Below are 24572 nucleotides of genomic sequence, written 5' to 3'. Positions count from 1 at the left end.
GTGCGCACGGGTGAGTGTCGGCCGTCAGGATTCCACCTTTTCGCCGGTTGCCTTCGCGCTGCGCGACTTGCCGGTGGCGAGCAGCGGTTCGAGAAAGCGCCCGGTGTGCGAGTGTTCGAGGGTCGCCACGTGTTCCGGCGTGCCCTCGGCGATGATCCGTCCGCCGCCCGAGCCGCCCTCGGGGCCCAGGTCGATCAGCCAGTCGGCGGTCTTGATCACGTCCAGGTTGTGCTCGATCACCACCACGGTATTGCCGTGGTCGCGCAGCCGGTGGAGCACCATCAGCAGCTGGCGGATATCCTCGAAGTGCAGCCCGGTGGTGGGCTCGTCGAGGATATAGAGCGTCTGGCCGGTGTCGCGCTTGGCCAGCTCGCGGGCCAGCTTGACGCGCTGCGCCTCGCCGCCGGAGAGCGTGGTCGCACTCTGCCCCAGGCGCACGTAGGACAGCCCCACGTCCATCAGCGTCTGCAGGCGTCGGGCGATCGCCGGCACCGGCGAGAAGAACTCCAGCGCCTCCTCGACGGTCATCTCGAGGACTTCGTGGATGTTCTTGCCCTTGTAGGTGATCTCCAGGGTCTCGCGGTTGTAGCGCTTGCCCTTGCAGACGTCGCAGGGCACGTAGATGTCGGGCAGGAAATGCATCTCGACCTTGATCATGCCCTCGCCCTGGCACGCCTCGCAGCGCCCGCCCTTGACGTTGAAGGAGAAGCGGCCGGGCTTGTAGCCGCGGGCGCGGGCCTCCTGGGTGCCGGCGAACAGCTCGCGGATCGGCGTGAAGATGCCGGTGTAGGTCGCCGGGTTGGAGCGCGGCGTGCGGCCGATCGGGCTCTGGTCGATGTCGATGATCTTGTCGAGTTGATCGAGCCCCTCGATGGCGGTGTAGGTTTGCGGTGTCAGGGTGGAGGCCCGGTTGAGCTCGCGCGCGGCGATCGGCATCAGCGTCGAGTTGATCAGCGTCGACTTGCCCGATCCGGAGACCCCGGTGACGCAGACGAACAGCCCCAGCGGCAGCTCGAGGGTGACGTCCTGGAGGTTGTTGCCGCGCGCGCCGACCAGCCGCACGACCTTCTCGGGGTTGCCCGGGATGCGATACGGCGGCACCTCGATGCGCCGGGTGCCGGCCAGATACTGCCCGGTCAGCGAGTCGCGGCTGGCCTCGACCTCGGCCGGCGTGCCCTGGGCGACGATGCGCCCGCCGTGGACGCCGGCACCGGGGCCGATGTCGAGCACGTGATCGGCGGCGCGGATGGCATCCTCGTCGTGCTCGACGACGATCACCGTATTGCCCAGATCACGCAGGTGGACCAGCGTACGCAGCAGGCGGTCGTTGTCGCGCTGGTGCAGCCCGATCGAGGGCTCGTCGAGGATGTACATCACCCCCACCAGGCCGGCGCCGATCTGGCTGGCCAGGCGGATGCGCTGGGCCTCGCCGCCGGAGAGGGTATCGGCGCTGCGCTCGAGGTTGAGATAGTCGAGGCCGACATTGACCAGGAACTCCAGCCGGGCATGGATCTCGCGAACGATCTTGGCGGCGATCTCGCCCTTGCGGCCGGGCAGTTCCAGGGCCTTGAAGTAGTCCCAGGCGTCGCCGATCGGCAGGCGCACGATCTCCGGCAGGGTGTGGTCGTCGACGTAGACGTGGCGCGATTCGCGCCGCAGCCGCGAGCCGTGGCAGGTCGGGCAGGGCTGCACCGCCAGGTACTTGGCGAGATCCTCGCGGACCATGCTCGAATCGGTCTCGCGATAGCGACGCTGCATGTTGGGCAGCACGCCCTCGAAGGCATGTTCGCGGGTCACCTTGCGGCCGCGGTCGTTGACGTAGCTGAAGGCGATGGCGTCGTGCCCGCTGCCGTGGAGGACGATCTCGCGCTCGTGGCGGGCCAGTTCGTTCCAGGGCGTCTCGAGCTTGAAGCGATAGTGCTCGGCGACCGCCTGCAACTGGTTGAAGTAGTAGACGCTGCGCCGGTCCCAGCCCTTGATCACGCCTTCGGCGAGTGACAGTTCCGGGTGGCTGATCAGCTTGTCGGGGTCGAAGTACTGCTGGCTGCCCAGGCCGTCGCAGGTCGGGCAGGCGCCGGCGGGATTGTTGAACGAGAACATCCGCGGCTCGAGCTCGGCGATCGAGTAGCCGCATACCGGGCAGGCGAAACGTGCCGAGAAGGTCAGGTCGTCGCGCTCGCCGTCCATGAAATGCACGACGGCGATCCCGTCGGACAGGTTCAGCGCGGTCTCGAAGGATTCGGCGAGACGCTGCTGGAGGTCGTCGCGTACCTTGATGCGGTCGACCACCACGCTGATGTCGTGCTTCTTGTTCTTGTCGAGCGGCGGAATCTCGTCGAATTCCAGCACCTGGCCGTCGACCTGGACGCGCACGAAACCCTGGGCACGCAGTTCGCTGATCAACTGCTGGTGCTCCCCCTTGCGGCCCTTGATCACCGGCGCCAGCAGCATCAGCCGGCTGCCTTCGGGCAGGGCCAGCACCTGATCGACCATCTGCGAGACGGTCTGTGCCTCGAGATCGATGTCGTGATCCGGGCAGCGCGGCGTGCCGGCCCGCGCGAACAGCAGGCGCAGGTAGTCGTAGATCTCGGTGATGGTGCCGACCGTCGAGCGCGGGTTGTGGGAGGTGGACTTCTGCTCGATGGAGATCGCCGGCGACAGCCCCTCGATGTGGTCGACGTCGGGCTTTTCCATCATCGACAGGAACTGCCGCGCGTAGGTGGACAGCGACTCGACGTAGCGTCGCTGGCCTTCGGCATACAGCGTGTCGAAGGCCAGCGAGGACTTGCCGGAACCGGACAGCCCGGTGACCACGATCAGCTTGTCGCGCGGCAGTTCGACGTCGATGTTCTGGAGGTTGTGGGTGCGAGCCCCCCTGACCTGGATCCTGTCCATTGCCACCTCATTGCAGCGCAAAATTTCCATTATACGCCCTGGCCGGTTGCGACCATAGCAACCCGGGTTAAGCGGCCGGGTCGGCCCGGTCGTGCGCGGCTTTCCCCCGATGGGCGCGAACCGGTAGAATAGTCGCGCTCGGTGCCGCATGCCGGCGCGTCGTCGCGAATGACGAGCGAGCCCGATCAGGCAGACACGGCACGAGGCGTCGGTGTACGCCGCTGCCGGCGCTCATGCACGCAAGGCATGGGCCGATGGGTACCGTCTGGCCGAGCCCGCGCCGTCTTCCGGCCGTCGCCCGGTGGCGCTTTGCGACTCGCAAGCTGTTTCCCCTTCCCGTTCACCCAGACTGCGAACCTGCCCATGACTGCTCGACTACTGACCTCCGAGCGGCGTGCCATCACCGGCCTCGCCGGCCTGTACGCCACCCGCATGCTCGGCCTCTTCATGGTACTCCCGGTCCTGGCGCTCTATGCCAGGGACCTCGCCGGCGCCACACCGCTGCTCGTCGGCCTGGCGCTGGGCGCCTACGGCCTGACCCAGGCGGTCTTCCAGATCCCCTTCGGCCTGCTCTCGGATCGCGTGGGACGCAAGGCGGTGATCGCCGGCGGCCTGATGCTGTTCATGCTCGGCAGCGTGATCGCCGCCGAGGCCGATACCATCTTCGAGATCATCGCCGGGCGCTGCCTGCAGGGCAGCGGCGCGGTGGCCGGCGCGATCATGGCGCTGCTCGCCGACCAGACCCGCGAGCAGACCCGCACCGCGGCGATGGCCACCATCGGCTTGTCGATCGGCGTGGCCTTCGCCATCGCCATGGTCGTCGGCCCGCTGGTCGCCGCCCACTTCGGGCTGACCAGCGTGTTCTGGCTCACCGCGCTGCTCGCCCTGGCCAGCCTGCTGGTGTTGTGGAAGCTGGTGCCCGCCGCGCCGCGCCTGGTACGCCATCGCGATGTGGGCATGGATCGCAGTCAGCTGCGCAGCACGCTTGCGAGCCTCAACCTGCTGCGCCTGGATTTCTCGATCTTCGCCCTGCACCTGATCCTCACCGCCGCCTTCGTCGCGGTGCCGTTCCGGCTGGTCGACGTGGGCATCCAGGCTTCGCACCAGGGCTGGTTCTACCTGGCGGTGATGGGCCTGGCCTTCGTCTGCATGGTGCCGCTGGTGATCGTCGCCGAGAAACGCCGCCAGATGAAGGCGACCTTCCTCGGCTCGGTGGCCGGCATGACACTGATCCTGCTGGCGCTGGGCGAGATCGGCCATCAGCGCTGGGTGCTGCTGGGGCTGTTGTGGGCCTTCTTCGTGGTCTTCAACCTGCTCGAGGCCACCCTGCCGTCGATGATCAGCAAGCTGGCCCCGGCCGGCGCCAAGGGCACCGCCATGGGCGTGTATTCGACCAGCCAGTTCCTCGGCGCCTTCCTCGGCGGGGTGCTGGGCGGGGCGCTGTCCCAGCATTTCGGGTATGATGCGGTATTTCTCGGCGCCGCCCTGCTCGGCGCGGTCTGGCTGGCGGTGATCTGGAAGATGCCCGCGCCGCGGCACCTGTCCAGCGAGATCGTCGCGCTCGAGGAGGGCCACGACGCGTTCGACACGCTGATGTCCCGCTTCGCCGCAGTGGCCGGGGTCGAGGACGTGATGGTGGTGCCCGAGGAGGGCGTGGCCTATCTCAAGGTCGACCGGCAGCGCCTGGACACCGATGCCCTGGCCCGCGTGGCCGGTACCCGACACGACACATCGGGCGCCTGAACGCCCGTCCAACAGCAAGGAGTCAAACATGGCCCGTGGTGTGAACAAGGTCATCCTGATCGGCAATCTGGGTCAGGACCCTGAAGTGCGCTTTACGCCGTCGGGAACGGCGGTGGCCAACCTCAACGTGGCGACGACCGATACCTGGATGGATCGGCAGAGCGGTCAGCGCCAGGAGCGGACCGAGTGGCACCGGGTGGTGCTGTTCAACAAGCTCGCCGAAATCGCCCAGCAGTACCTCAAGAAGGGCGGCAAGGTGTACATCGAAGGCCGGCTGCAGACCCGCAAGTGGCAGGACCAGAACGGCCAGGATCGCTATTCGACGGAGATCGTCTGCAACGACATGCAGATGCTCGATTCGCGCGGCGGCGGCGACTTCGCCCCGCAGCAGCAGCCGGGCAACGCCGGCGGACAGCAGGGCGGTTACGGCCAGCAGGGCGGCAATTACGGCCAGCAGGGCGGCTATGGCAACAACGCGCCCCAGCAGCGTCCTCCGCAGCAGCCGCCGGCCCAGGGTGGTCAGCAAGGCGGCCAGCAGGGCGGCAACTATGGCGCCCCGCAGCCCGGCAGCTTTGATGACTTTGACGATGAGATCCCGTTCTAGGTACTGCCTGAAAATTACTGCGCTCGACAATACGGCGTTAAAAACCGGCTCAAAATGCTCATTTACACCCCCGTAAATTCCGCTTTTTCGCCGGTTTTTGCCTTGTCTTGTCTTCGCTCGTCGACTTTTCAGACTGTACCTGGCGCACGGTCGTCCTAACGCGCTCCCGCCCCGTCGGCATTACCGGCGGGTTTTTTGTGGGTACGCGTCGGCTACTTGAGCCCCAGCCGGCGTGCCAGGCGGTGCAGGTTGCCGCTGTCCAGCCCCAGGGTGCGAGCGGTGGCCGCCCAGTTGCCGTCGTGGGCATCCAGTGCCTCGTCGATATAGCGGCGCTGAAAGTCCTCGGTGGCCTGGCGCAGCACCGGCCAGTCGCCCCGGGTCGCGGGGCCATCGGACCCGGTCGCGGCAGAGCGCTCGGGCGGCGTCGTCGTCGCAGCCGGCTCGTCGGTGGGCAGATCGAGATGGTGGCGCTCGATGCGGATCACGGCCTGACGGCGGCTGTCGGCGCCGTGGTCGCGGACCCGTTCACCGAGCCGTTCGCCGAGGGCGCGCAGGGCCGCCCGGCCCAGGGTGTGCTCCAGCTCGCGCACGTTGCCGGGCCAGTGCCAGGCGAGCAACGCGGCCTCGGCCTCGGCGGCCAGGCGCAGGTTGCTCACGCCCAGGCGGACCCGGTTGTCGGCGAGGAAGCTGCCGACCAGCAGCGGCATATCTTCGCGGCGCTCGCGCAGCGGCGGCACCTGCAACGGGAAGGCGCCAAGGCGGTGGTAGAGATCCTCGCGGAAGCGTCCGGCGGCGGCCTCGGCGGCCAGGTCGCGGTTGGTCACGGCGATCACCCGAACGTCGACACGCTGGACGCGCTCGCTGCCCAGCGGCTGGATCTCGCCTTCCTGCAGGGCGCGCAGCAGCTTGGGCTGCAGGGCCAGCGGCAACTCGCCGATCTCGTCGAGCATCAGGGTGCCGCCGTCGGCCATGGCGAAGTGGCCGCGGTGGTCCTGGATCGCGCCGGAGAAGGCCCCGCGGCGGTGGCCGAACAGCTCGCTCTCGATCAGCGACTCGGGCAGGCTGGCGCAGTTGACCTGGACCAGCGGGCCGCGATGGCGCGTCGAGCGGGCGTGCAGGGCGCGCACCACCCGCTCCTTGCCGACCCCGGTCTCGCCCTGCAGCAGCACGCACATGTCGGTGGGCGCGACCAAGCGAATGGTCTCGTCGAGCCGCCGCATCGCCGGGCTGTTCCAGTGCATCGTCACCGGCGGCTGGCGCTCCTGGTCGAGCGCCTCGCTGAGTCGCGAGCGGGTCTGGCTGAGCTGGCTGGCCAGGCGCAGGCAGGTGCCCAGCAGGCGGGCCTTGGCCAGCAGCTCCTCGTCGTCCAGCGTGGCGAGCCGACCGGCCTCGAGGGCGTCCAGGGTCAGCACGCCGATCAACCGTTCGCCGTCGCGCAGTGCCACGCCCAGGCAGTCGTGGACCGCGCTCAGGTCCTCGTCGATCAGGCCGTCGAAGGGATCGGGCAGCGGGCTGTCGGGCGGGAAGCGGCAGACCGCGGCGTGGCTGGCGATGGCCGCCAGGCGCGGATGAGCATCGAGCGAGAAATGGCGACCGCGCACGTCGGCCGGCAGGCCGAGCACGGCGACCGGCTGCAACCCGGCGTCGGTCGTCACCATCAGTGTGCTGGCATCGGCCGGTGAATCGCCCACCAGGGTGGCGAGCAGGGTCGACCACCAGGGATGCAGGGTCTCGATCGGTTCGCCGTCGGCGAGCCGGGTGAGCAGCTCGCGCAGGGCGCGGTAGAACGGTGTCATTAAGACGCTCTTCAGCGGAATTTGTCGAAATGACAGCAAAATGGCTGTCGTTTGTACAGTCTCCGTGGCCGGCAGTGGCCAACGGCCCGCGCCGGTGGTTGGAGCCGGCGGGCTCGAAGCCGCCGGTGGCGGGGGCTGGCGACACGGGGTGTGGCAGGGTGTCGCGGGCGATCAAGGCGCTGGCACGCTGGCACGGCGGTTGCTCTATCAGGGTGTCACGCCATCTTTCAGGAGAATCATCCATGCTGACCCCGCAACAGGAACAGCTGGTCGCCGCCACCGCCCCCGTCGTCGCCGAGCATCTCGAGGCGATCACCGCGCGTTTCTATCCGCTGATGTTCGCGCGTTACCCCGAGGTCAAGGCCCTGTTCAACGCCGCCCACCAGGCCACCGGCAGCCAGCCGCGGGCCCTGGCCGGCTCGGTGCTGCGCTACGTGCAACTGCGCGGCGACCGTGAACAGGCCAAGGCGGCGCTGGCCCTGGTGGTCGGCAAGCACGTCTCGCTGGGTATCCGTCCCGATCAGTATCCGATCGTCGGCGAGTGCCTCATGGCAGCGATCGGCGAGGTGCTGGGCGATGCCGTCACCCCCGAGATCGCCGATGCCTGGCAGGCCGTCTACGAGGAGCTGGCCGGCCTGTTGATCGAGCTCGAGGCCGAGGCCTATGCCGAGTTCGCCGGTCGGCCGGGCGGCTGGAGCGGGACCCGGGTCTTCCGCGTCGCCGAGACCCGCGACGAGAGCGCCGAGATCCGTTCCTTCGTGCTCGCGCCCGAGGACGGTGGCCCCGTTGCCGACTTCCGCGGCGGCCAGTTCATCGGCGTGCGCCTGGTACTCGACGGCGAACCGGTCTATCGTCACTACAGCCTGTCGGCGGCCCCCAACGGCCGGACCTATCGGCTGTCGATCAAGCGCGAGCCCGGCGGGCGGGTCAGCGAGTACTTCCACGCCCACATGGGCGTCGGCGCCACGCTGGAACTGCTGCCGCCGGCCGGTGATCTGACCCTCGACGAAGGCCGTGAGCCGGTGATGCTGCTCAGCGGCGGGGTGGGCCAGACGCCGATGCTGTCGCTCGCCAACGAGGCGCTGGCCCAGGGCCGTGAGGTGACCTATGTGCACGCCGCCCGCGACGGCAGCGTACATGCCTTCGCCGACGAACTGGCCGCGCTCCGGGCCCGCTACCCGCAACAGCTCAGAACCGTGACGCTCTACGAGTCGCCGCGGGATGATGACGCGCCGGATCATGTCGGCCGCCTCGATCGCGAGCTGCTGGCGCGCCACCTGCCGAGCCCCGAGGCCCGCTGCTACATGGTCGGCCCCTACGGCTTCATGCGCAGCGTCGACGAGCAGCTGGCCGAGTTGGGCGTGCCCGGGGCACAGCGTCGTTTCGAGACCTTCGGCCCCACCCGTCAGCTCTCGGCCTGACATGCCTCGGCGGTGATGGTGGTTGCCTATGCCCCTGATCGGTAAAAACCATCGTCGCCGCCATTGATTAGCGCTCTAATGGCTACCATATACTCTCTCGAGCCGACGATTTCACTGGCCAAGGAGAGACCATGGCATACCAGAGATTGCTGTCCCCGCTGCAGGTCGGGCGTCTGAGCCTGCCCAACCGGGTGATCATGGCGCCGCTGACCCGCGCCCGTACGCCGGACATGGTGCCGGGCGAGTTGCAGGCGACCTACTATGCCCAGCGTGCCGGGGCCGGGCTGATCATCAGCGAGGCCACCAACATCTCGCCCACCGCGCGCGGTTACGTCTATACCCCGGGCATCTATACCGATGCCCAGGAAGCGGGCTGGCGCAAGGTGGTCAAGGCGGTTCACGACGCCGGCGGGCGCATGGCGCTGCAGCTGTGGCACGTCGGCCGGGTATCGCACGACTCGGTACAGCCGGGCGGCCAGCCGCCGGTGGCGCCGAGCGCGCTACGCGGTGAGGGCGCCCAGGCCTTCATCGAGTTCGCGGACGGTTCGGCCGGCCGCGCGCCGGCCAGCACACCGCGTGCCCTCGCGCTCGACGAGATCCCGGCGCTGATCGACGACTATCGCCAGGCGGCGCGGCGCGCCAAGCGGGCCGGCTTCGACATGGTCGAGGTCCACGCCGCCAACGCCTACCTGTTGCAGCAGTTTCTCGCCACCGGGTCCAACCGGCGCACCGATCGCTATGGCGGCAGCGTGGTCAACCGGGCGCGGTTGCTGCTCGAGGTGGTCGATGCGGTGAGCCAGGTGATGGGCGCCGACCGGGTGGGCGTGCGCCTGTCGCCGTTCATCGAGATATTCGGCCTCTCCGACGACGAGCCGGAGGCGATGATGCATTATCTGGCCGAGCAGCTGTCGCTGCGCAAGATCGGCTACCTGCACATCAACGAACCGGACTGGACCGGCGAAGGCCCGCAACTCAGCGACGCTTTCCGTCGCGACCTGCGCGAGCGTTTCCGCGGGGTGCTGCTGTATTGCGGCCATTACACCGCCGAGCGTGGCGAGGCGCTGATCGACAATGGCCTGGGCGATGCCGTGGTGTTCGGCCGGCCCTACATCGCCAATCCCGATCTGGTCGAGCGCTTCCGTCGCGACGCGCCGCTCAACACGCCCGATCCGGATACCTTCTACGGTGGCGGTGCCGAGGGTTACACGGATTACCCGAACCTGGACTGATGCTCGCCATGCCCGCGGCAGGCCATGGGCTGTCCAGCGGCCTGGCTTGCCGCTATCCTGTGAGGCAGGACGCCGTATCGGGCGGTCCAAGCCCATTGGTTAGGAGGACTCACATGCAGATCAGGACGTTGCTGGCCGGTTCCGCGATGCTTGCCGTGCTGGCGGGTTGTGCCACCGGCACCCAGCAGGCCGCGTCGCCCCAGACGCCGGCGACCGCCGAACAGGCGGCCGTCTACGAAGGGACGCTACCGTGTCGCAACTGCGCAGGGATCGACATCACCGTGGCCCTGCGTGGTGACGAGCAGGCCAGCGATGCCGAGCGCACCTTCAAACTGGACGCCGCCTACCGCGAACACCCGCAGAACCCGCCGGACGAGCACTACGAGGGGCAGTGGGACGTGCTCAGCGGCACGGCCACCGATCCCGACGCCACCGTCTATGAATTGACCCCGGATGGCGAAGGGCAGGTCTACTACTTCCTCAAGCTCGACCCCGATACCCTGGAGCTGGTCGATCCGCAGAAGCGGCGCTTCCAGAACGGCGAGGCCCTGCGGCTGACGCGCGAGCAGGGCCAGGCCGCCCAGTAAGTCCGGTCGGCCATCACACGACGGGGCGGCCTGCGGGCCGCCCTTGTCGTTGACGGGGTCGTCATCGTCGTCACAGCGTGGGAAGCGTGTCATGGCCAAGGCGAAGAGTGCCTTCGTATGCACCGAGTGCGGTGCCGAATACACCAAATGGCAGGGCCAGTGCTCGAGCTGCCGCGAGTGGAATACCCTGAGCGAGGTGCGCCTGGCCGCCCCCCGCCCGGGCAGCGGTGGCGCCGCGCCTGCGGCACGCGCGGGGTATGCCGGCGCGCTGTCGCGCGAGGTGGTCGATCTGGGCAGCGTCGATCTCACCGAGGTGCCGCGCTTCTCGTCGACCTTCGGCGAGTTCGACCGGGTGCTGGGCGGCGGCCTGGTACCCGGGTCGGCGGTGCTGCTGGGCGGCCACCCCGGCGCCGGCAAGTCGACCCTGCTGTTGCAGACGGCCTGCAAGCTCGCCCAGCAGCGCAGCGTGCTCTATGTCACCGGCGAGGAGTCGCTGTCGCAGGTGGCGATGCGCGCCCATCGCCTGCAACTGCCCACCCAGGGGCTGAAGATGCTCGCCGAGACCAGCATCGAGACGATCCTCGGCGTCGCCGAGCGCGAGCGTCCCGCGGTGCTGATCATCGACTCGATCCAGACCATGCATCTCGAGGATATCGGTTCGGCGCCGGGCGGCGTGGCCCAGGTGCGCGAGTCGGCGGCGGCGCTGACGCGCTTCGCCAAGGGCTCCAATACCGTGCTGATGCTGGTCGGTCACGTCACCAAGGACGGTACCCTGGCGGGCCCCAAGGTGCTCGAGCACATGATCGATGCCTCGCTGCTGCTCGAGGGCGGCAGCGACTCGCGCTTCCGCACCCTGCGCGGCCAGAAGAACCGCTTCGGGGCGGTCAACGAGCTGGGCGTGTTCGCGATGCTCGAGCAGGGCCTCAAGGAGGTCAAGAACCCCAGCGCGATCTTTCTCTCGCGCGGCGAGGAGCAGGCGCCGGGCAGCCTGGTGATGGTGGTCTGGGAAGGCACCCGACCGATCCTCGTCGAGGTCCAGGCGCTGCTCGACGACTCGGCGCTGGGCAACCCGCGCCGGGTGGCGGTGGGGCTCGACCCCAACCGGCTGGCGATGTTGCTGGCGGTGCTGCACAAGCACGGCGGGCTGTTCACCGGCGACCAGGATGTCTTCCTCAACGTGGTGGGCGGGGTCAAGGTGCTGGAGACCAGCGCCGACCTGGCGGTGCTGCTGGCGGTGGTGTCGAGCCTGCAGAACCGCAGCCTGCCGCGCGAGCTGGTGGTGTTCGGCGAGGTGGGCCTGTCCGGCGAGATCCGTCCGGTGCCCAGTGGCCAGGAGCGCATCGTCGAGGCCGCCAAGCACGGCTTCACCCGGGCCATCGTGCCACGCGGCAACGCCCCCAAGCGTGCCCCGGAGGGGATGACGGTGGTCGCCGTGGACAAGCTCGCCGAGGCGCTGGAGGCCCTGTAGGCCCGGCCGTTGCCCCGCCTGTCTACGCTTGACGTAGAATCGTCGCAAACCGAACCAAGGAGAGGACCATGAGCGCCATTCGCCTGACCCAGTACAGCCACGGTGCCGGCTGTGGCTGCAAGATCGCCCCCGACGTGCTCGACGGGATCCTCGCCAAGGCCGGCCCCGGGGCCAGCAACAGCCGGCTGATCGTCGGCAACCAGGGGCGCGAGGATGCCGCCGTCTATGACCTCGGTGACGGCCGCGGGCTGATCGCCACCACCGATTTCTTCATGCCGATCGTCGACGATCCGTTCGACTTCGGCCGTATCGCCGCCACCAACGCCATCAGCGACGTCTATGCCATGGGCGGTTCGCCGGTGATGGCGCTGGGCATCCTCGGCTGGCCGCTGGACACCCTGGGCGCCGACATCGCCGGCGACGTGGTGGCCGGGGCCCAGGCGGTGTGTCGCGAGCTGGGGCTGGCGCTGGCCGGTGGCCACTCGATCGATGCCCCCGAGCCGATCTTCGGACTGGCGGTCAACGGCCTGGTGGATCTCGAGCATCTCAAGCTCAACAAGGGCGCCGAGCCGGGCGATCTGCTGTATCTCACCAAGCCCCTGGGCGTGGGCCTTCTGACCACCGCCGAGAAGCGCGGCCTGCTCGAGCCGGGGCACCAGGGACTGGCCCGCGAGACCATGCTCGCCGCCAACGACATGGGCGTCGAGCTGGCCAAGATCTCGGGCGTGCATGCCATGACCGACGTCACCGGCTTCGGCCTCGCCGGGCATCTGAGCGAGGTCTGCGAGGCCAGCGGGGTCAAGGCGCGCATCGACTTCCGTCGCCTGCCGCGGCTGGCCGACGCCGAGGCCTATCGTCGCCAGGGCGCGGTACCCGGCGGCAGCGAACGCAACCGCCAGGCGCTGGGCGGACGGCTGCCGACGATGGACGAGGCGCACTGGCAGTGGCTCTGCGATCCGCAGACCTCCGGGGGCCTGCTGCTCGCGGTGCATCCCTCCTACGCCGATGACGTCGAGCGTGTCGGCCGGGCCCACGGCGTGAACCTGGAGCCCTTCGGTGAGTGCGTGAAGGCCGAGGGCGAGGCGCTGATCGAGGTCCGGCGGTGACCCTGCCCAGCGTCGCGCCCGATCTGGCCTGGCTCGCCGAGGGGCGCACCCTGATCGACGTGCGTGCCCCCGTGGAGTTCGCCCAGGGGGCGCTGCCGGGCGCCGTCAACCTGCCGCTGATGGACGACGAGGAGCGCCACCGGGTGGGTATCGCCTACAAGCATCACGGTCAGGCGGCGGCGATCGAACTCGGTCAGCGGCTGGTCGGTGGCGGCATCAAGCGCGCCCGGGTGGACGCCTGGCGGCGGGTGCTCGACGCGCATCCCGATGCCCTGATCTACTGCTTCCGCGGCGGCTTGCGTTCGCAGATCGCCCAGCAGTGGCTGGCCGAGGCGGGGCTCGAGCGCCCGCGCATCCAGGGCGGCTGGAAGGCCATGCGTCAGGCGTTGTGCCGACGCATCGACGCCGCCGCCGAGCGGCCGATGCTGGTGGTCGGCGGGCTAACCGGCTGCGCCAAGACCGAGCTGGTGCAGCGCGCCGGCAATGGTCTGGATCTGGAGGCCTGTGCCCGTCACAAGGGCTCGGCATTCGGTCGCCATCCGCTGCCGGCGCCGTCGCAGATCGATTTCGAGCACGCCATGGGTCGCGATCTGCTGGCCATCGAGGGCTCCTGCGTGGTCGAGGACGAGTCGCGCCACATCGGCAACGTCAACATTCCGCTGGCGTTCTGGCGGAGTATGGAACAGGCGCCGCGCGTGCGCGTGGAGATGCCGCTGGACTGGCGCCTGGCGCGCATCCACAAGGACTACATCGAGGACCTGTGGGCGATCTACGCCGGCCAGTACGGCGAATGGCTGGGCTGGGCGCTGATGCGCAAGCAGCTCGCCGGCGCCCTGCGGCGCCTGAAAAAGCGCCTGGGCGGGCCGCGTCTGGAACGCCTGATCCGCCTGCAGGAGCTGGCCTTCCGCGAGCACCAGCGCGGCAATTCCCAGGCCCACGAGGCCTGGCTGGCGCCGCTGCTCACCGAATACTACGATCCGCTCTACCGGCATCAGCTCGACAAGCACGACCAGACCTTCCTGCATGTCGGTGACTGGGAGAGCTGTCTGGCATTTGCCCGCGACTGGCTGGCGCGACAGACAGCCTAGTCGCGCGCTCTCGGAGGGGGCTTACAAAGTCTGCGAGCGCAGGTATTGTGCAACCCCCCCCCCTCTCTCAGGCGGTGCTGGCGAGCCAGCGCACCAGCACCCGATCCAGCAGGGCGGCGAGGCGGTCGAAGCGTCGGGGATCGGCGAGGATGCTCTCGCGACTCTGGACGTAGGGGCTGTCGGCGGCGTCACCGTCGGACTGCCCGCTGTCGCCAGCGGGACGCTCGGTGTCGCCCGGAAGCGGGTGGTCGAGCAGCTGCGCCGCGCTGGACGCGGTGACTTCCAGACGGCACTGCAGGCCGACGACCCGGCCGGCGTCCCAGGCGAAGCCCTGCACCGGGCTGGCCGAGCTGGCGCCCAGCGGCAGGGCGTCCTCGGGCAGGCCGAAGATGTCGCGGTGCCAGTGGAAGGCCTCGAACTGCTCGGGCAGGTCGAAGGGGCTCTCCGGCGCCAGGGTGATGGTATGCCAGCCGGCCTCGGTGTAGATCCCCGGCGAGACGATGGCGCCGAGCGCCTCGGCGATCAACTGGGCACCCAGGCCGATGCCCAAGAGCGGCTTGCCGCTCTTGAGCGCGCGCATGATCAGCTTCTTCTCGCGCTTGAGCCAGGGGTGGGCCTCGAGCGCATCGTGACGCTGGGGGCCGTCGAGCAGGATCAGGGCGTCGCAGTCCTCCAGGCGCGGCGGGACCTCGTCGGCGTACAGGTGACAGGTGTTGTGGCTGTGCCCCATGCCCGCCAGCCAGTCGGCGAGTCGGGCGGGGCCCTCATGGGCGGCGTGCTGGAGAAAGTAGATATGCATGATGGCATCATGATGGCGGAAGCGGCGTGATAGCGTCCAGTGGCGTTTTTTCTTTCGCTCAGGGAGTCCGGCGATGGCCTCGCGTGAACGGCTCGAACAGATCTACACCATCGTCGCCCAGATCCCCGTGGGGCGGGTGACCACCTACGGTCGGGTGGCGACGATGACCGACGGCGCGACCGCCCGCATGGTGGGCAGTGCCATGCGCCATCTGCCCGCGGGCAACCAGCTGCCCTGGCATCGCGTGATCAATGCCTCGCGACGTGTCGCCGACCATGGCGGCGCGGCCCGCCAGCGCGACAAGCTGCGCGCCGAGGGGGTGGTCTTCGACGAGCGCGGGCGGGTCGATGCTGCCCTGCTCTGGCCCTGAGGGCCGGAAGCGCGTGACATTCAAGGAGATGGCATGAGCAAACCCGCGGGCGGCTTCAAGGCACGCCTCAAGCAACTCGATCGGCGTCAGCAGGCGGCCTTCATGGCCGCGCTGTGCGAACGCCTGCTGCCCAACTATGGTCTTTATGCACAGATGAGCGGTGTCGGCGATCCCCGGGCCCTGCGGGTGATCCTCGACCTGGCCTGGGAGGCGCTGCTGGTGCGCGAGGCGAAGATCGATTTCGCCCGCCAGGCCGAGAAACTCGTCGAGCTCGAGCCGCCCGGCGACGACGACAGCTTCGGCGCGCGCCGGGCGGTGGAAGCGGTGATGGCACTGGCCACGTTGCTCGATACCCTGCAGAGCGAGACGCCCGACGCGCCCCAGGCGGTCAGTGGCCTGTCGATGAGCGGCGTGCAGGCCTACATCGAAATGACCGAAGGCAGCGAAGCCGACGATGCCGAGCAGGCCGCCGCGCGCCTGCGCGAGCATCCGCTGATGGACGACGAGCGCGGCTTCCAGGCGGCGGTGCTGGAAGCCGCCGAACAGCGACTCGATCGCGAGGCGCTCAAGGCGCTGCGCCGTCTGGGGCGTAACGACGGCGTCAGCAACCTCGGGCTGAGTCTGGACTGATCGGCGCCCGCCAGGGGCGCCGGGGAGGCGAGCGTGAAGTACCGTCAATGGCCCCAGGCGCGTATCGACGAGGCCCGTGCCCGGCTGGCCTCGCCGCTCGACGATGACGACGTGCACGAGCTGCGTCTGACCTGCAAGCGGCTGCGAGCCGCCCGCCAGCTGCAGCGCGTCGAGCGCCCCAAGGCGGCGATCAAGGCCCGCGAGGCCACGCCGCGGGCGATCGCCAAGACCCTGGAGGGCCCGCGCGAGGCCCGGGTACGCCATGCCATGCTGGGTTGGGCGCTGCCGCGCCTGAGCCCCGAGCTGCGTCCCGTGGTGGCCCGGCTGCGCGCCACCCTGGTCGCGTCGCTCGACGCGACCGCCGGTGCGGATCGGGGGGTGCTCGACGCCGAATTCGCCCGCGAGGCCGACAACTGGCGGGCCGAGCCGCTGAGAGGCCGTCAGGTCAAGGCCGGCTATCGGCGCAGCCGGCGCAAGGCCCGGCGGCTGGCCGCGACCTGTGCCGAGTCCCGGGATCCCGCGCTTTGCCACCGCTGGCGCAAGTGGGTGAAGTATCTGACCTATCAGCAGGCACTGCGTGAAGGGGTCAAGGGCAAGTCGCCCAAGCTCGATCCGCGCCGCCTCAAGCGCCTGGCCAAGCGGCTCGGCCGTCAGCACGACCTGGTCAATCTGGCGGCATGGCTGCAGGCGGAGGCGACACTGGACGCATCACGCCGCGACCCGCTGATGGGTGAGTTGCATGCCCTCGCCGAGCAACAGCTCGACGAGGGCCTCGAGCAGGCCGAGAAGCTCGGCTGGCTGTGACTACAGCCGCATCTCGATGCCGTGCTCGCTCATGTAGCGCTTGGCGTCGGGGATGGTGTATTCGCCGAAGTGGAAGATGCTCGCGGCGAGCACCGCGTCGGCGGCGCCCCGGGTCACGCCTTCCACCAGGTGATCGAGGTTGCCGACCCCGCCGGAGGCGATCACCGGCACCGCCACGGCATCGGAGATCGCCCGGGTCAGTTCCAGATCGAAGCCCGACTTGGTGCCATCGCGATCCATGCTGGTGAGCAGCAGTTCGCCGGCACCGTAGTTGACCATCTTGCGCGCCCAGTCGATGGCATCGAGGCCGGTGGGCTTGCGTCCGCCATGGGTGAAGATCTCCCAGCGCAGCGGTTCGCCGTCGGCGCTGACCCGCTTGGCGTCGATCGCCACCACGATGCACTGGCTGCCGAAGCGTTCGGCGGCCTCGTGCACGAACTCGGGGTTGTTCACCGCGGCGGTGTTGATCGAGACCTTGTCCGCGCCGGCGTTGAGCATGGTGCGGATATCCTCGCAGGTGCGGATGCCGCCCCCCACGGTCAGCGGGATGAACACCTCGCCGGCGATGCGCTCGACCATCTCGACGGTGGTTTCGCGGTCCTCGTGGCTGGCGGTGATGTCGAGGAAGGTGATCTCGTCGGCGCCCTGCTGGTTGTAGCGTTTGGCGATCTCCACCGGGTCGCCGGCGTCGCGGATGCCGACGAAATTGACGCCCTTGACCACCCGGCCGGCGTCGACGTCGAGACAGGGGATGATGCGTTTGGCCAGGCCCATGGTCGTCACTCCTTGCGGGTTGCGGGGGTATCGCGTTCGGCGTCCATCGCGTCGCACAGTCGCTGCGCTTCGGCGACGTCGAGGCTGCCCTCGTAGATGGCGCGACCGGTGATGGCACCGAGAATGCCCTGATCGGCGACCTCGGCCAGACCGCGGATGTCGTCGAGATTGGTGACGCCGCCGGACGCGATCACCGGCAGGCCGCCCTCGCGGGCCAGCTCGACGGTGGCGTCGAGGTTGACGCCCTGCATCATGCCGTCGCGAGCGATGTCGGTATAGACGATCGACGACACGCCGTCGTCGGCGAAGCGCTTGGCCAGTTCGGTGGCCTTGATCGTCGAGACCTCGGCCCAGCCGTCGGTGGCGACGAAGCCGTCGCGGGCGTCGAGGCCGACGATCACGTGGCCCTCGAACAGCCGGCACATCTCGCTGACGAAGGCCGGCTGCTTGACCGCCTGGGTGCCGATGATCACGTAGGAGACGCCGGCGTTCAGGTAGTGCTCGATGGTCGCCGCCGAGCGGATCCCGCCGCCGATCTGGATCGGCAGTTGCGGATAGGCGCGGGCGATGGCGGTCACCGCCCCGCCATTGACCGGCTTGCCCTCGAAGGCGCCGTTGAGATCGACCAGATGCAGGCGCCGCGCGCCGGCCTCGACCCAGCGCTCGGCCATGGCGACCGGATCGTCGCCATAGGTGGTGGCGTCGTCCATGCGCCCCTGCTTGAGGCGGACGCATTGGCCGTCCTTGAGATCGATGGCGGGAATAACCAGCATGTCGTGTCCTCGTTCACGCCCCGGGCGCGATTGGTCCAGCTTGATGATGAGAGATGAAGGCCCGTGTCACGAGACCCAGCGGGTGATTGACCGGCTAGGGCGCCCAGTTGACGAAGTTTTCCAGCAGCCGCAGGCCGGCACTGGCACTCTTCTCGGGGTGGAACTGCACCGCGAAGACGGTGTCGCGGCCGGTGGCCACGTGCGCGGTGACGTCGCCGTAGCGAGTGGTGCCGAAGACGTCCGCATCGCGCTCGGCCTCGACATAGTAGCCGTGCACGAAGTAGAAGCGGGTCTCGTCGGCGATGCCGTCCCACAGCGGATGCGCGTGACGCTGGACGACCTGGTTCCAGCCCATGTGGGGCACCTTGAGCCGGCGGCCCTCGGCATCGTGCATCGCCTGGCTGAAGTGGCGCACCCTGCCGGGCAGAAAGCGCAGGCACTCGATGCCACCGTTTTCCTCGCTGGCGTCCATGAGCATCTGCTGGCCGACACAGATGCCCAGCAGCGGCTTGGCCTGGTCGGCGAGCATCTCCTGAACCAGCCCCTGCAGTTCCGTGCGCTGCAGTTCGCCCATGCAGTCGCGCATGGCACCCTGGCCGGGCAGCACGATGCGCGTGGCACCGCGAATGGAGCGTGCGTCGCGGGTGATCACCACGTGTTCGTGGGTGACGTGCTCCAGGGCCTTGGCCACGGAGTGCAGGTTGCCCATGCCATAGTCGATGACGGCGATCGTCATGCTCGCTCCTCGCGGTTGGTGATCAAAGGCTGCCCTTGGTGGACGGCATCTGGCCGGCCATGCGCGGGTCGGCTTCCACCGCCATGCGCAGCGCCCGGCCGAAGGCCTTGAAGATCGTCTCGGCCTGATGGTGGGCGTTGCTGCCCTTGAGGTTGTCGATGTGCAGGGTCACCCGGGCGTGGTTGACGAAGCCCTGGAAGAATTCCTGGAACAGTTGGGTGTCCAGGCGGCCGATGCTGGCGCGGGTGAAGTCGACGTCCATGGCCAGGCCGGGGCGGCCGGAGAAGTCGATCACCACCCGCGACAGGGCCTCGTCGAGCGGCACGTAGGCATGGCCGTAGCGGCGGATGCCGCGCTTGTCGCCGATCGCCCGATCGAAGGCCTGGCCCAGGGTGATGCCGATGTCCTCGACGGTATGATGATCGTCGATGTGCAGGTCGCCCTTGGCCTCGATGTCCAGGTCGATCAGGCCGTGGCGCGCGATCTGGTCGAGCATGTGATCGAGGAACGGCACGCCGGTCTCGGCGTTGAAGCGCCCCTGGCCGTCCAGGTTGATGGTGACCGTGATCTGGGTTTCCGAGGTGTCTCGCGACACCGTGGCGATGCGCTCGGGCATGGACCGCTCTCCCTCCGGGCGCTCGCGCGCCGGGCACTGATGATCAGGGGCACTGCCGATGACGCGTGCCGCCATCCGGCCCGGTGCCCCTGCCGAGCCTGCCATTATAGAGAATCGCACTGGCCATCCGCTACAATGCGGGGGCTCAAGACGGGAGCGACATCCCGCCCACGGGAGAATAGGCATGCCGGTCACATTGGAGGAAGTCGATCACGCGCGCTGGGAAGCCGAGCCCCGGGTCGCGCTGGACCTGTCGCGGATCTATCACGACGCTGCCCCCGACTGGCTGCCGGCGCCCGCCGACGACTTCATTCGCCAGCACCTCGAGGAGGGCGGCGTCTTTCACGGCGCGCTGTTCAACGACCGTCTGCTCGGCGCGGTGAGCGTGCGCAAGACACCCGAGGCCTGGTGGATGTCGCATTTCTGCGTGCGCAAGACCACGCGCCGCCGCGGCGTCGGCTCGCGGCTGATGGCGCTGGTGGCCGCCGCTGCCGGCGACACCGACACCCCGCTGCGCATCGAGATCGTCCATCTGCCGTTGGAAAGCCAGCTGTTGCTGGTGCGGATGGGGTACCGGCTCGAGGAGAGCGGCAGCTTTTTCGAACTCAAGACATCCGCTCCAGGAGGAAGCCAATGAAGAGGCTGGTACGGATACTGCTCGCGGCAGTTGGCGTACTGGGATTGGTGGTCGTGGCGGCGGTGGTGTATGTCACCACCTTCTTCGACCCCAACGATCTCAAGCCGCGTCTGGTCGAGGCGGTACACGAGCAGACCGGGCTGACCCTGTCGCTGGACGGCCCTCTCAACTGGTCCTTCTATCCGCGTATCGGTGTCAGCGTCGAGGATGCGCGTGCCTGGCTGCCCGAACAGACTCGCGAGAACGAGGCGTTCGCCGCCATCGACCGCGGCGAGGTCAGCCTGGCCTTCGCGCCGCTGCTGTCCGGCGAGATCGCCATCGACGGGGTGACGCTCGACGGCATGCGTCTCGACCTGGTGCGTGACGAGCAGGGCCATGGCAACTGGGAGCAGTTGCTCGACCGGCTCGGCGGCTCCGGCGACAAGGCCGAGAGTGCGCTGGCGCCGGCCTCGGCCGGCCCCGCGATGCAGGCGTCCAGCGATCCCGCGGTGGCCCTCGACATCGCCAGCATCGAGGTGCGCAACAGTCGGGTGCATTATGTCGACCGGTCCAGCGACCTGGATCTGACCGTGCGCGATCTCTCGTTGACCGGCCGCGACGTCAATCCGGTCAACGCCTTCCCGCTGCAGACGCATTTCGTCGTCGACAGCACCGCGCCCGAGCTGAGCAGTCAGGTGGACTTCAAGAGCAAGGTACGGCTGGGCCTCAACGACGGCCGCTACGTGCTGGAAGGGCCGTCGCTGGAGACTCGCACCAGCCTGGCCGCCTCCAAGGATCGCGAACAGACGCTCGATGTCGAGGCCGGCAAGCTCACCGCCGACACCCGGGGCGGGCATTACCGGCTCGACGCTGCCCAGGTCGATGCCGAACTGGCGCACCCCGCGCTCGGCGACAAGCCGCTCTCGCTGGCGTCGTCGTTCGTCGCCGAGGCCAATACCCAGGAACAGACCGCGCGGCTCAGTGACCTGTCGCTGACCGGTGACGATGGGCTCAAGCTGACCGGCGTCCTGACGGTTAGCCAGTTGAGCGACGCACTGCACTATTCCGGGCAGGTCAAGCTGGCGCCGCTGTCGCTGCGCCCCTGGCTGACGCGCTTCGGCGTGGCCCTCGACACCGCCGACGAGGACGCGCTCTCCGAGGTCGCACTGACCAGCCCGGTGACGGGCGACCTGTCCAGAGCGACGCTCTCCAATCTGACCCTGGTCGTGGACGACACCACGCTGACCGGCTCGCTGGGGGCCGGCCTCGACGGTCGCTCGCTGAGTTTCGATCTGCAGGGCGACAAGCTCGACCTGGACGCCTACCTGCCGTCGCGCACTCAGGCTGCGCCTCAGGATGACACCGCCGCGCTGCTGCGTACGCTGGGGGTGGCGCCGGCCTATGCGGCGACCGAGGCGGCGCAAGCGGCCGATCTGGTGCCGACGGCGGCGCTGCGCGATCTTTCCCTCGATGGTCAGCTCGCCCTGGACAGCCTCACGGTCAAGGGCCTGACTCTCGACAAGCCGTCGCTGGCGCTCGCCGGCAGCGGCGGTCGGCTTTCGCTCGAGCGGCTCGACAGCCGGCTCTACGACGGCACGCTGCATGCCGAGGCCGGTCTCGACGTGCGTCAGTCGCCGATCCGCTGGTCGTTCAGCGAGAAACTCGACGGCGTGCAGCTCGTGCCGCTGGTCGAGGACTACAGCGGCAAGCCTTCGCCGTTGCGTGGCCGGCTCAACGTCAACGGCGACTTCACCTCGCAGACCAACCATGCCGACACCCTGCTGCGCAATCTCGACGGCAAGGTCGACTTCCGCGTCAGTGACGGTGCGGTGTTCAAGGTCAACGTCTCGCGGGAGCTGTGCACCGCGGTGGCCATGCTGGAGGGCGAGACCACCAGCCGCGACTGGAGTCCGGATACCCGCTTCGACCAGATCAAGGGCAGTGCCAAGGTGGTCGACGGCGTCATCCACAACGACGACCTGCTGATCAGCATCCCCGGCATCGAACTGACCGGCAAGGGCCAGGTCAACCTGCCCACCCAGCGCTTCGACTACGACGCCCGGGCTCGTTTCGTGGATACCGCCGATGCCGCCTGCAAGGTCAATCCGCGGCTCGAGAAGGTGCCGCTGCCCGTGCACTGCGAGGGTGAGCTGTCCGGCGAGCCGGGGCAGTGGTGCGCCTTCGATCGCCAGGCCTTCCAGCAGACGCTGACCAACCTCGCCAAGGACGAGGCCCAGAAGAAGGCCGTCGACAAGCTCGGCGAGAAACTCAATGAAAAACTCGGTGACAAATCTTCCGAGGAACTTCGCAACGCCATCCGTGGTCTATTGAAGTGACTATCATGCAAGCCAGTCCTGCGCCGACCTTCGCGTCGGCGCTTTTTTATGGGACGCTGCGCCCATGACGCCATCCCAGCCCATCGACCTGACCCCGCAGGCCTTCCAGTCGCGCCTGCTCGACTGGTTCGATCGCCACGGTCGCAAGAGCCTGCCCTGGCAGCAGGACAAGACCCCTTATCGAGTCTGGGTCTCGGAGATCATGCTCCAGCAGACTCAGGTCGCCACGGTGATCCCCTACTACGAACGCTTCATGGCGCGCTTTCCGGACGTCGAGGCGCTGGCCCGCGCCGAGGTCGACGAGGTGCTTCACCTGTGGACCGGGCTGGGCTACTACGCACGGGCGCGCAACCTGCACCGGGCGGCGCAGTGCGTGGTCGACGAGCACGACGGTGAATTTCCCGTGCACAGCCTCGAGGCCATGGCCGCGCTGCCGGGGATCGGTCTGTCGACCGCCGGGGCGATCATCGGCATCAGCACCGGTCGGCGCGCGGTGATTCTCGACGGCAACGTCAAGCGCGTGCTGGCGCGGCTGCACGCGGTCCAGGGCTGGCCCGGCAAGACCGCGGTGAGCCGCGAGCTGTGGCGGCTGGCCGAGCATTACACGCCCGACTCGCGGGTGGCCGACTACGCGCAGGCGATGATGGACCTGGGGGCGACGCTGTGTACCCGGGGCAAGCCCAGTTGCCTGCTGTGTCCCTTCGAGGACGTCTGCGTGGCTCACGCCCGCGGCGAGGAGCGGCGCTTTCCCGAGTCCAAGCCGCGCAAGGCGCTGCCCGAGCGGCGTACGCTGATGCTGCTGCTGTGCGACCCCGCGGGTCGCGTGCTGCTCGAGCGCCGGCCGCCCAGCGGCTTGTGGGGGGGATTGTGGTGCTTTCCTCAGTTCGAGGATGACGCCGCGCTGGATGACTGGTTAGCCTGTCATGTGGCACATGCTCGGCGCGGCAAGGCCTGGGCGCCGTTCACGCATACCTTCAGCCATTTCCGGCTGCAGATCGTGCCGCAACCGGTCTGGCTGACGCGCGAGCCAGGGATTGTCGCGGAAAGCGGTCGGCTGTGGTACGACCTGGCACAACCCGCCAACGTCGGGCTGGCGGCTCCGGTCAAGACGCTGCTGGAGACGTTGGCCGGCAACCTGACACAAGCCGAGGAGACAACGCCATGACCCAGACCGTGTTCTGCCGCAAGTACCAGCAGGAGCTCGAAGCCCTGCCGTTCCCGCCACTGCCCGGCGAGAAGGGACTGGAGATCCAGCGAACCGTTTCCAAGCAGGCCTGGGACGAGTGGCAGGCGCAGCAGACGCGACTGATCAACGAGAAGCACCTCAATCTGCTCGAGCCCGAGTCGCGCGAGTACCTCATGGAGCAGATGGAGCGTTTCCTCGACAACCGCGAGACCGACCAGGCCGAAGGCTATGTACCGCCGTCGCAGTGATGTCTGGCGGTGTCGTGGAGGGAAAGCATCTTTTTGAATTGAAAAGGGTTGACCGGCACGGGGCTTTACGGTTTAATACGTCCCCGTTGGCAGCGGCCAGATAGCTCAGTCGGTAGAGCAGTGGATTGAAAATCCTCGTGTCGGCGGTTCGATTCCGTCTCTGGCCACCACACTGCTGGGGTATAGCCAAGTGGTAAGGCACCGGTTTTTGGTATCGGCATTCGCAGGTTCGAGTCCTGCTACCCCAGCCACGCCGACGCATTTGGCGCTGGCATAGCTCAGTTGGTAGAGCAACTGACTTGTAATCAGTAGGTCCCGGGTTCGACTCCTGGTGCCAGCACCAACTAAGCGCCGCCAAATCAAGCGCTTACAGATTTTAAAAGCCGCCTTTTAGGGCGGCTTTTTTGTTGTGCGTAGATTCGGTATCGCTCCCATGCTTGTCGGGAGTTGGTAAGCGCTCCATAAACCCCATCTTCCGGGCACGATTCATCAACGACAGACTGGTGCCTCCCATCATGAAGGAGGGCACCATGAACGAGCTGACCTCGACACAGGCCTACTGGCTGGGCCATCTATTTCATGCCTCATCCCGGCAACTGTCGCTGAGCGAGTATGCCGAGGAGCAGGAACTGGCGTTGGCGGCGTTGCTGGCCTGGGAGCAACGTCTGGTGGTGCAGGGTGTGCCGGTGCCGCCGCGTCATCGCCCGAAGCGCTTCGTCGCCGTGGAGGTGGCCCGATGATCCGGCC

Annotated in this window: 23 protein-coding genes and 3 tRNA genes; 19 read left to right on the top strand and 7 right to left on the bottom strand. The window is 68.2% G+C overall.

Going from position 1 to position 24572, the window contains the following annotated elements:
* Window positions 1-24: 24 nt before the first annotated feature.
* Window positions 25-2895: an excinuclease ABC subunit UvrA gene (uvrA, locus tag D0901_RS16145; RefSeq protein ID WP_129141338.1), complete on the bottom strand. Its 2871-nt coding sequence runs from the start codon at window positions 2893-2895 to the stop codon at window positions 25-27.
* A gap of 363 nt (window positions 2896-3258) precedes the next feature.
* Between uvrA and D0901_RS16140 the strand changes: the two genes are divergently transcribed.
* Window positions 3259-4638 (top strand): MFS transporter, encoded by a 1380-nt coding sequence (locus tag D0901_RS16140; RefSeq protein WP_129141337.1) that lies wholly within the window; start codon window positions 3259-3261, stop codon window positions 4636-4638.
* A 28-nt stretch (window positions 4639-4666) separates the two neighbouring features.
* A complete protein-coding gene (ssb, locus tag D0901_RS16135; RefSeq protein ID WP_129141336.1) occupies window positions 4667-5242 on the top strand; it encodes a single-stranded DNA-binding protein in 576 nt (191 codons plus the stop codon).
* 212 nt (window positions 5243-5454) lie between these two features.
* Here ssb and norR read toward each other — a convergent pair whose 3' ends face one another.
* Window positions 5455-7038: a nitric oxide reductase transcriptional regulator NorR gene (gene norR, locus D0901_RS16130; RefSeq protein ID WP_129141335.1), complete on the bottom strand. Its 1584-nt coding sequence runs from the start codon at window positions 7036-7038 to the stop codon at window positions 5455-5457.
* A gap of 242 nt (window positions 7039-7280) precedes the next feature.
* Here norR and hmpA point away from each other — a divergent pair, with 242 nt between their 5' ends.
* From hmpA to mnmH, 6 genes are all read left to right on the top strand, one after another.
* Window positions 7281-8459: an NO-inducible flavohemoprotein gene (hmpA, locus tag D0901_RS16125; RefSeq protein WP_129141334.1), complete on the top strand. Its 1179-nt coding sequence runs from the start codon at window positions 7281-7283 to the stop codon at window positions 8457-8459.
* Between the two features lie 131 nt (window positions 8460-8590).
* Complete coding sequence (locus tag D0901_RS16120) at window positions 8591-9688, top strand: alkene reductase (protein WP_129141333.1); 1098 nt, start codon at window positions 8591-8593, stop codon at window positions 9686-9688.
* A 113-nt stretch (window positions 9689-9801) separates the two neighbouring features.
* Window positions 9802-10275 (top strand): copper resistance protein NlpE N-terminal domain-containing protein, encoded by a 474-nt coding sequence (locus D0901_RS16115; protein WP_129141332.1) that lies wholly within the window; start codon window positions 9802-9804, stop codon window positions 10273-10275.
* A 91-nt stretch (window positions 10276-10366) separates the two neighbouring features.
* Complete coding sequence (gene radA, locus D0901_RS16110; RefSeq protein WP_129141331.1) at window positions 10367-11743, top strand: DNA repair protein RadA; 1377 nt, start codon at window positions 10367-10369, stop codon at window positions 11741-11743.
* Between the two features lie 68 nt (window positions 11744-11811).
* On the top strand, window positions 11812-12849 hold the full coding sequence (selD, locus tag D0901_RS16105) for a selenide, water dikinase SelD (protein ID WP_129141330.1): 1038 nt from the start codon (window positions 11812-11814) through the stop codon (window positions 12847-12849).
* Window positions 12846-13937, top strand: coding sequence for a tRNA 2-selenouridine(34) synthase MnmH (mnmH, locus tag D0901_RS16100; RefSeq protein WP_129141329.1), 1092 nt, complete (start codon window positions 12846-12848; stop codon window positions 13935-13937). Before selD ends, mnmH begins: the two co-directional genes overlap by 4 nt.
* A 67-nt stretch (window positions 13938-14004) precedes the next feature.
* Here mnmH and D0901_RS16095 read toward each other — a convergent pair whose 3' ends face one another.
* Window positions 14005-14736 (bottom strand): type 1 glutamine amidotransferase, encoded by a 732-nt coding sequence (locus D0901_RS16095; protein ID WP_129141328.1) that lies wholly within the window; start codon window positions 14734-14736, stop codon window positions 14005-14007.
* A gap of 73 nt (window positions 14737-14809) precedes the next feature.
* Here D0901_RS16095 and D0901_RS16090 point away from each other — a divergent pair, with 73 nt between their 5' ends.
* Genes D0901_RS16090 through D0901_RS16080 form a run of 3 tightly spaced genes read left to right on the top strand, consistent with a single transcriptional unit; the run spans window position 14810 to window position 16540 of the window.
* Window positions 14810-15106 carry an MGMT family protein gene (locus tag D0901_RS16090; protein ID WP_129141327.1) on the top strand — a complete coding sequence of 99 codons (297 nt, stop codon included), beginning with the start codon at window positions 14810-14812 and terminating at the stop codon, window positions 15104-15106.
* Window positions 15107-15139: 33 nt separating this feature from the next.
* On the top strand, window positions 15140-15736 hold the full coding sequence (locus D0901_RS16085) for a YjaG family protein (protein ID WP_129141326.1): 597 nt from the start codon (window positions 15140-15142) through the stop codon (window positions 15734-15736).
* Between the two features lie 33 nt (window positions 15737-15769).
* Window positions 15770-16540 carry a CHAD domain-containing protein gene (locus D0901_RS16080; RefSeq protein ID WP_129141325.1) on the top strand — a complete coding sequence of 257 codons (771 nt, stop codon included), beginning with the start codon at window positions 15770-15772 and terminating at the stop codon, window positions 16538-16540.
* On the opposite strand, the gene hisF is transcribed toward D0901_RS16080, so the two are convergent.
* The 4 genes from hisF to hisB all read right to left on the bottom strand — a co-directional run bounded on the left by hisF (window position 16541) and on the right by hisB (window position 19439).
* Window positions 16541-17314, bottom strand: coding sequence for an imidazole glycerol phosphate synthase subunit HisF (gene hisF, locus D0901_RS16075; RefSeq protein WP_129141324.1), 774 nt, complete (start codon window positions 17312-17314; stop codon window positions 16541-16543).
* 5 nt (window positions 17315-17319) lie between these two features.
* The gene (gene hisA / locus D0901_RS16070; protein WP_129141323.1) at window positions 17320-18087 is read right to left on the bottom strand and encodes a 1-(5-phosphoribosyl)-5-[(5-phosphoribosylamino)methylideneamino]imidazole-4-carboxamide isomerase; all 768 of its coding nucleotides are present in this window, start codon (window positions 18085-18087) and stop codon (window positions 17320-17322) included.
* Window positions 18088-18181: 94 nt separating this feature from the next.
* Window positions 18182-18823 carry an imidazole glycerol phosphate synthase subunit HisH gene (gene hisH, locus D0901_RS16065; RefSeq protein WP_129141322.1) on the bottom strand — a complete coding sequence of 214 codons (642 nt, stop codon included), beginning with the start codon at window positions 18821-18823 and terminating at the stop codon, window positions 18182-18184.
* A 22-nt stretch (window positions 18824-18845) separates the two neighbouring features.
* Window positions 18846-19439 (bottom strand): imidazoleglycerol-phosphate dehydratase HisB, encoded by a 594-nt coding sequence (hisB, locus tag D0901_RS16060; RefSeq protein ID WP_129141321.1) that lies wholly within the window; start codon window positions 19437-19439, stop codon window positions 18846-18848.
* A 184-nt stretch (window positions 19440-19623) separates the two neighbouring features.
* Here hisB and D0901_RS16055 point away from each other — a divergent pair, with 184 nt between their 5' ends.
* From D0901_RS16055 to D0901_RS16020, 8 genes are all read left to right on the top strand, one after another.
* Window positions 19624-20076: an acetyl-CoA sensor PanZ family protein gene (locus D0901_RS16055; protein WP_129141320.1), complete on the top strand. Its 453-nt coding sequence runs from the start codon at window positions 19624-19626 to the stop codon at window positions 20074-20076.
* On the top strand, window positions 20073-22391 hold the full coding sequence (locus D0901_RS16050; protein ID WP_129141319.1) for an AsmA family protein: 2319 nt from the start codon (window positions 20073-20075) through the stop codon (window positions 22389-22391). Before D0901_RS16055 ends, D0901_RS16050 begins: the two co-directional genes overlap by 4 nt.
* Window positions 22392-22455: 64 nt before the next feature.
* Window positions 22456-23556 (top strand): A/G-specific adenine glycosylase, encoded by a 1101-nt coding sequence (gene mutY, locus D0901_RS16045; RefSeq protein WP_129141318.1) that lies wholly within the window; start codon window positions 22456-22458, stop codon window positions 23554-23556.
* The gene (locus D0901_RS16040) at window positions 23553-23825 is read left to right on the top strand and encodes an oxidative damage protection protein (RefSeq protein ID WP_129141317.1); all 273 of its coding nucleotides are present in this window, start codon (window positions 23553-23555) and stop codon (window positions 23823-23825) included. Before mutY ends, D0901_RS16040 begins: the two co-directional genes overlap by 4 nt.
* 94 nt (window positions 23826-23919) lie before the next feature.
* Window positions 23920-23995 (top strand) — tRNA-Phe (locus D0901_RS16035).
* A gap of 6 nt (window positions 23996-24001) precedes the next feature.
* Window positions 24002-24076, top strand: a tRNA-Gln gene (locus D0901_RS16030).
* Between the two features lie 16 nt (window positions 24077-24092).
* A tRNA-Thr gene (locus D0901_RS16025) sits at window positions 24093-24168 on the top strand.
* Window positions 24169-24355: 187 nt separating this feature from the next.
* Window positions 24356-24565: a hypothetical protein gene (locus tag D0901_RS16020; protein ID WP_129140392.1), complete on the top strand. Its 210-nt coding sequence runs from the start codon at window positions 24356-24358 to the stop codon at window positions 24563-24565.
* The last annotated feature ends 7 nt before the right edge of the window (window positions 24566-24572 follow it).

Source organism: Modicisalibacter coralii (assembly GCF_004117855.1).
Taxonomy (GTDB): Bacteria; Pseudomonadota; Gammaproteobacteria; order Pseudomonadales; family Halomonadaceae; genus Modicisalibacter; species Modicisalibacter coralii.
This window is presented reverse-complemented; position numbering and strand designations above follow the sequence as displayed.

Excerpts from the sequence above, each read along its gene's own strand:
- uvrA (WP_129141338.1), bottom strand. The coding sequence starts at position 2,895 with ATGGACAGGATCCAGGTCAGGGGGGCTCGCACCCACAACCTCCAGAAC.
- D0901_RS16140 (WP_129141337.1), top strand. The coding sequence starts at position 3,259 with ATGACTGCTCGACTACTGACCTCCGAGCGGCGTGCCATCACCGGCCTC.
- ssb (WP_129141336.1), top strand. The coding sequence starts at position 4,667 with ATGGCCCGTGGTGTGAACAAGGTCATCCTGATCGGCAATCTGGGTCAG.
- norR (WP_129141335.1), bottom strand. The coding sequence starts at position 7,038 with ATGACACCGTTCTACCGCGCCCTGCGCGAGCTGCTCACCCGGCTCGCC.
- hmpA (WP_129141334.1), top strand. The coding sequence starts at position 7,281 with ATGCTGACCCCGCAACAGGAACAGCTGGTCGCCGCCACCGCCCCCGTC.
- D0901_RS16120 (WP_129141333.1), top strand. The coding sequence starts at position 8,591 with ATGGCATACCAGAGATTGCTGTCCCCGCTGCAGGTCGGGCGTCTGAGC.
- D0901_RS16115 (WP_129141332.1), top strand. The coding sequence starts at position 9,802 with ATGCAGATCAGGACGTTGCTGGCCGGTTCCGCGATGCTTGCCGTGCTG.
- radA (WP_129141331.1), top strand. The coding sequence starts at position 10,367 with ATGGCCAAGGCGAAGAGTGCCTTCGTATGCACCGAGTGCGGTGCCGAA.
- selD (WP_129141330.1), top strand. The coding sequence starts at position 11,812 with ATGAGCGCCATTCGCCTGACCCAGTACAGCCACGGTGCCGGCTGTGGC.
- D0901_RS16095 (WP_129141328.1), bottom strand. The coding sequence starts at position 14,736 with ATGCATATCTACTTTCTCCAGCACGCCGCCCATGAGGGCCCCGCCCGA.
- D0901_RS16090 (WP_129141327.1), top strand. The coding sequence starts at position 14,810 with ATGGCCTCGCGTGAACGGCTCGAACAGATCTACACCATCGTCGCCCAG.
- D0901_RS16085 (WP_129141326.1), top strand. The coding sequence starts at position 15,140 with ATGAGCAAACCCGCGGGCGGCTTCAAGGCACGCCTCAAGCAACTCGAT.
- hisF (WP_129141324.1), bottom strand. The coding sequence starts at position 17,314 with ATGGGCCTGGCCAAACGCATCATCCCCTGTCTCGACGTCGACGCCGGC.
- hisA (WP_129141323.1), bottom strand. The coding sequence starts at position 18,087 with ATGCTGGTTATTCCCGCCATCGATCTCAAGGACGGCCAATGCGTCCGC.
- hisH (WP_129141322.1), bottom strand. The coding sequence starts at position 18,823 with ATGACGATCGCCGTCATCGACTATGGCATGGGCAACCTGCACTCCGTG.
- hisB (WP_129141321.1), bottom strand. The coding sequence starts at position 19,439 with ATGCCCGAGCGCATCGCCACGGTGTCGCGAGACACCTCGGAAACCCAG.
- D0901_RS16055 (WP_129141320.1), top strand. The coding sequence starts at position 19,624 with ATGCCGGTCACATTGGAGGAAGTCGATCACGCGCGCTGGGAAGCCGAG.
- D0901_RS16050 (WP_129141319.1), top strand. The coding sequence starts at position 20,073 with ATGAAGAGGCTGGTACGGATACTGCTCGCGGCAGTTGGCGTACTGGGA.
- mutY (WP_129141318.1), top strand. The coding sequence starts at position 22,456 with ATGACGCCATCCCAGCCCATCGACCTGACCCCGCAGGCCTTCCAGTCG.
- D0901_RS16040 (WP_129141317.1), top strand. The coding sequence starts at position 23,553 with ATGACCCAGACCGTGTTCTGCCGCAAGTACCAGCAGGAGCTCGAAGCC.
- D0901_RS16020 (WP_129140392.1), top strand. The coding sequence starts at position 24,356 with ATGAACGAGCTGACCTCGACACAGGCCTACTGGCTGGGCCATCTATTT.